The organism is Nonomuraea sp. KM90 (assembly GCF_052246675.1).
Taxonomy (GTDB): domain Bacteria; phylum Actinomycetota; class Actinomycetes; order Streptosporangiales; family Streptosporangiaceae; genus Nonomuraea.
Window position 1 is genome coordinate 1 of sequence record NZ_JBQQCB010000283.1, and the last position, 4,030, is coordinate 4,030.

1 protein-coding gene and 1 pseudogene are annotated in these 4,030 nt (G+C 60.8%); both read left to right on the forward strand.

The genetic code is table 11. The features are described from left to right. Nucleotides 1-596 precede the first annotated feature (596 nt). The gene (locus ACTWPW_RS63210) at nucleotides 597-1,979 is read left to right on the forward strand and encodes a hypothetical protein (RefSeq protein WP_443174886.1); all 1,383 of its coding nucleotides are present in this window, start codon (nucleotides 597-599) and stop codon (nucleotides 1,977-1,979) included. Between the two features lie 540 nt (nucleotides 1,980-2,519). Continuing rightward, nucleotides 2,520-3,876 (forward strand): annotated as a pseudogene (locus tag ACTWPW_RS63215) (IS1380 family transposase). Nucleotides 3,877-4,030 lie beyond the last annotated feature (154 nt).

Sequence of the window (4,030 nt, forward strand, 5' to 3'; positions counted from 1 at the left end):
CGGCCATCGTCTGGTTCCCTTCGATCTTGATCTAGCTACTCGAAGGATCACTCGATGGCCGTCTTCATTTCACGACGCCACGCCTGTGACCAGGCCAAACTCGTACACCACTCCCGTGGACGCAACCAGAGCGACTGCACTCGTCCGCGATCCAGCCATGCAGCGCCCGATCCACCACACCGTTCGTGATCATCCGAATGGGTAGATGCCCCACACTCGGCACCACGCGTTACGCCATCCCGCCATATACGGATCGAGAGTCGACCAGGTAGCCTGCCTGGCCACCACATCAACTCTTAACGACTTTCATGCCAATCGCCACCCCTCCACAGAGTTGCCGTAGGCTCCCGAAGATCGGAAGCAGCCTCACTTGTCTCCTGAGTGACCAACTGTCGGCTACCGACTCACGAACCGGGGTCAGGACTTGCACGGCTGTGCACGCTTGGCGGAACGCACGACGGCGTATCATGCCAACCATGGCATCGAGGGTCGATTCTGCCGGGTGCAGGCCAGACGGCATCGCGGATTCACCTGGCCCCGGGGAGCAATCTATGGATTCTCTGATGTGCGACCACGCCGCAGAATGGTGATGCGCAATGATCTCGACGGCAGAAATAGATCGTGAATCCACAGTTCCTGACGTTTTCTGGGCGGCCGGAGATCCCGCCTTCGCTCGTAGGTCAAATCGTCCCATTCGCGGGAAATCGCGATTCATGCAAGGGTTGGTGGATGTTCGGGGAAATCTCAATTATCATCTATTGATGCACCGACGCCTATTCCTGCCGGATACGAGCATCCTATTCGCCCCACCCCTTCTGAAGCTACTGGCGAAACCGGATTCCGGATATCAGATTTTCTTGACAGACGGAACGATTGTCCCCGCAATGCGTGCCAGCGCCAATTCCTTCGCCGACGTGGGCCGTCAAGCAATCCGCGGGGGAAATTACGCAGAGCTGTCACCCAGAAGTATCGCTAGGTTCGCTACGCAACTCGATCGAGCCAAGCCGAACATACTTCATACTGATTCGGAGGGCAACCAAAACTTAATGAATGACCTCGCCGAAGAAGCGCTCATTCAACCGAAATACTGGATGGATGAGATCGAGATGCCAATGAGCCGCTCCCAAGCAAGAGATCTCGTTGGGTTTGTCAAAGATTCCATGGGGGCGAGGGGACGAAAAGATTTTCGCCAAACGGAATTTTGGGAGTATGCCGAGATGCTGCACACTCGCGGCGCCTCTGATATGGCGCAAATGATTCGTGTGGAGCTGACAATTCATTCGCTTGGCGTGATGGCCAAGAATTTTAATCTTCCCCTGGTCGTCCCGTCGGCATACTCTAAACCCGCTGGCCGCATCTTCGGGACAGGGACTCCGGTCCAGGAGATAGACGGATCCATCGAACTGACACCCGGAAGCTTTCCGGACGATCAGATTCTCAGCTCACCAGAAGCTGTGATTTACCTACTCGCCAAGAACTTAACTCCCCAGCAAATACATAGAATCCGTAAATCCAAAGAGCATAAGCGTTACATTCGCTCACTCGAAAAGGCCGACCAGGACGACGTTGCTGCACCAGGCGTACTGGAAACCGCACTTATGATATATATGCAAGACCTGACCAACTTGGCGGGGGCAGCATTCGAGGGACGAATGATACGTCTACAAATCCAACAGAGGGCTTCTCAGTGGGCAAATGTAGCGAGGTGGCGCGCCCCTGCACCAGTTGGTCTGATTGCGCGTCAACTCGTCCATCTGAAGGGCATTGATCCAACCGTTGTCGGAGCCGCTGCCAGCATGGGAACTGCGGCATTCGTTTGGATGGTAGATAAAATCACTACATCAAAGCTTCGCAAGGAAGAGACTAGAGCTCAGATAGCTCAAGCGGTCTTGCGAAGAAGCGGGACAGTAAAGATTCAATTCTTCGGACCTGTGTCGCGAAAGTATTGGTGGCTCTATGGTGACGAACCAGTACAGTAGGGCGCAAGTAAGCATACACAACCCATCGAACATTCTGAGAACTGCATGGATATTGAGCTATTCCGTTGATAAGTCTATGATCGATGAATTGAAGCTGCCCTGCAGAAGCCTGGCGAAGAATGAAGCTGATCATTGCTTAAGATTCGTCGATCGCTAACGGAAGCTCATGCAGATCTTCGAGGTGATCAATCAGATCAGCGCCCGCCTGACGATCAGTCGGGACCAGCGAGGACCACACGCCATGCCCGCCCCTGAACAAGCCCCGCGTTGCTACACCGAACACACTCGACCAAACACTCTTTGACCTCCCAAAACGGCAGAACTCCGCCGTACTGGGGGCAAAGGGGTCGCAGGTTCAAATCCTGTCGTCCCGACCAGGGTTTCGCTGGTCGATGAGGGTGCTCGCTAGCCTCGGGCTTTCGCGGTGAATTTCGCGTGAGCTGATCATCTGCATGAGGAAAGTGCTTCCGAGCTGGGAGGATGGGGCTTGTCTAAGGTCCTGTCCGCGCCAGATCGAGAAGCACTTTCCACGTGAAGACTATCGCCCCTCACCGCACGATCACCGCCTCCACAGACGGCACCGGACTGCTCTCCCACGCCGGGAGTCTGCTGCTGCTCAAGACCCTGCACGTCACCGGCCTGGACCGGGCATTGTCGGCGCAGCTGGAGCGCCGGCGACCGGCCCGCGCGGTGCACGACCCCGGCAAGATCGTGGCCGACCTGGCCGTCGCCCTCGCCCTCGGCGGGGACTGCCTGGCCGATATCGCCCTGCTGCGCGCCCAGCCCGACCTGTTCGCCCGGTGGCCTCCGACCCGACCGTCTCCCGCCTGATCGACCGGCTCGCCCGCGACGAGACCAAGGCACTCAAGGCCCTGCTCGCGGCCCGTCACCTCGCCCGCGAGCGCGCCTGGAGCCTGGCCGGGCCCGCGGCGCCGGGCAGCAACGGTGAGCTGATCCCGCTCGACCTCGACACCACCATCGTCATCGCCCATTCCGACAAGCAGCACGCGGCACCGACCTGGAAACACACCTTCGGCTTCCACCCGATGACGGTCTTCGCCGACCACGACGCGGGCGGCTCGGCGAGCCCCTGGCCCTGGTGCTGCGGCCGGGCAACGCCGGCTCCAACACCGCTGCCGACCACATCCAGGCCACCCGGCTGGCTCTGGCCCAGTTGCCCCGGCATCGCCGGCGCCAGGTGCTGATCCGCACCGACGCCGGCGGCGGCACGCACGAGTTCTTGTCCTGGCTGACCAAGCCCGGCCGACGGTTGTCGTACTCGATCGGGTTCACCCTGACCGAGGAGATCCAGCAGGCGGTCCTGCGCCTGCCCAAGTCCGCGTGGACGCCGGCCTACGACGCCGACCGGCAGATACGGGCCGGCGCCTGGGTGGCCGAACTGACCGGCCTGCTGGGCTGGCCGAAGGGAATGCGGGTCATCGCCCGCAAGGAGCGTCCGCATCCCGGAGCTCAGTTGCGCTTCAGCGACGTCGACGGATGCCGCGTCACCTGCTTCGTCACCAACACCAAGCGTGGTCAGCTCGCCGACCTGGAACTGCGCCACCGCCGCCGGGCCCGCGCCGAAGACCGCATCCGCTGCGCCAAGGACACCGGCCTGGCCAACCTGCCGCTGCGCCACTTCACCCGCAACCAGATCTGGTGCGAACTCGTCGTCCTGGCCTGCGAACTCCTGGCTTGGATGCAGATGCTCGCGCTGCCCGGCACCGCCGCCCGCAGCTACGAGCCCAAACGCCTGCGCCTGCGGCTGTTCGCGGTGGCCGGACGACTGGTGCGCGGTGGCCGACGGCTGCGCCTGCGCATCGCGGGGCGATGGCCCTGGACCCGTGACATCCTCACCGCACTGACGCGTCTGCAGGCGCTACCAGCCCCGCCCTGACCAGCCATAACCCGCCCCTACAACCAGGAAAGACATCCCAGGAGCTTTAGTTGTCAAGCAGCAAGCGATTCGGCGTGATGCGACCAGGCGGTTGCCTCGTCGTAGAGGGCGCCGGTCTTGAGGCAGCCGTGCAGGATGCCGACGAGCCGGTTGG

Excerpts from the sequence above, each read along its gene's own strand:
- ACTWPW_RS63210 (WP_443174886.1), top strand. The coding sequence starts at position 597 with ATGATCTCGACGGCAGAAATAGATCGTGAATCCACAGTTCCTGACGTT.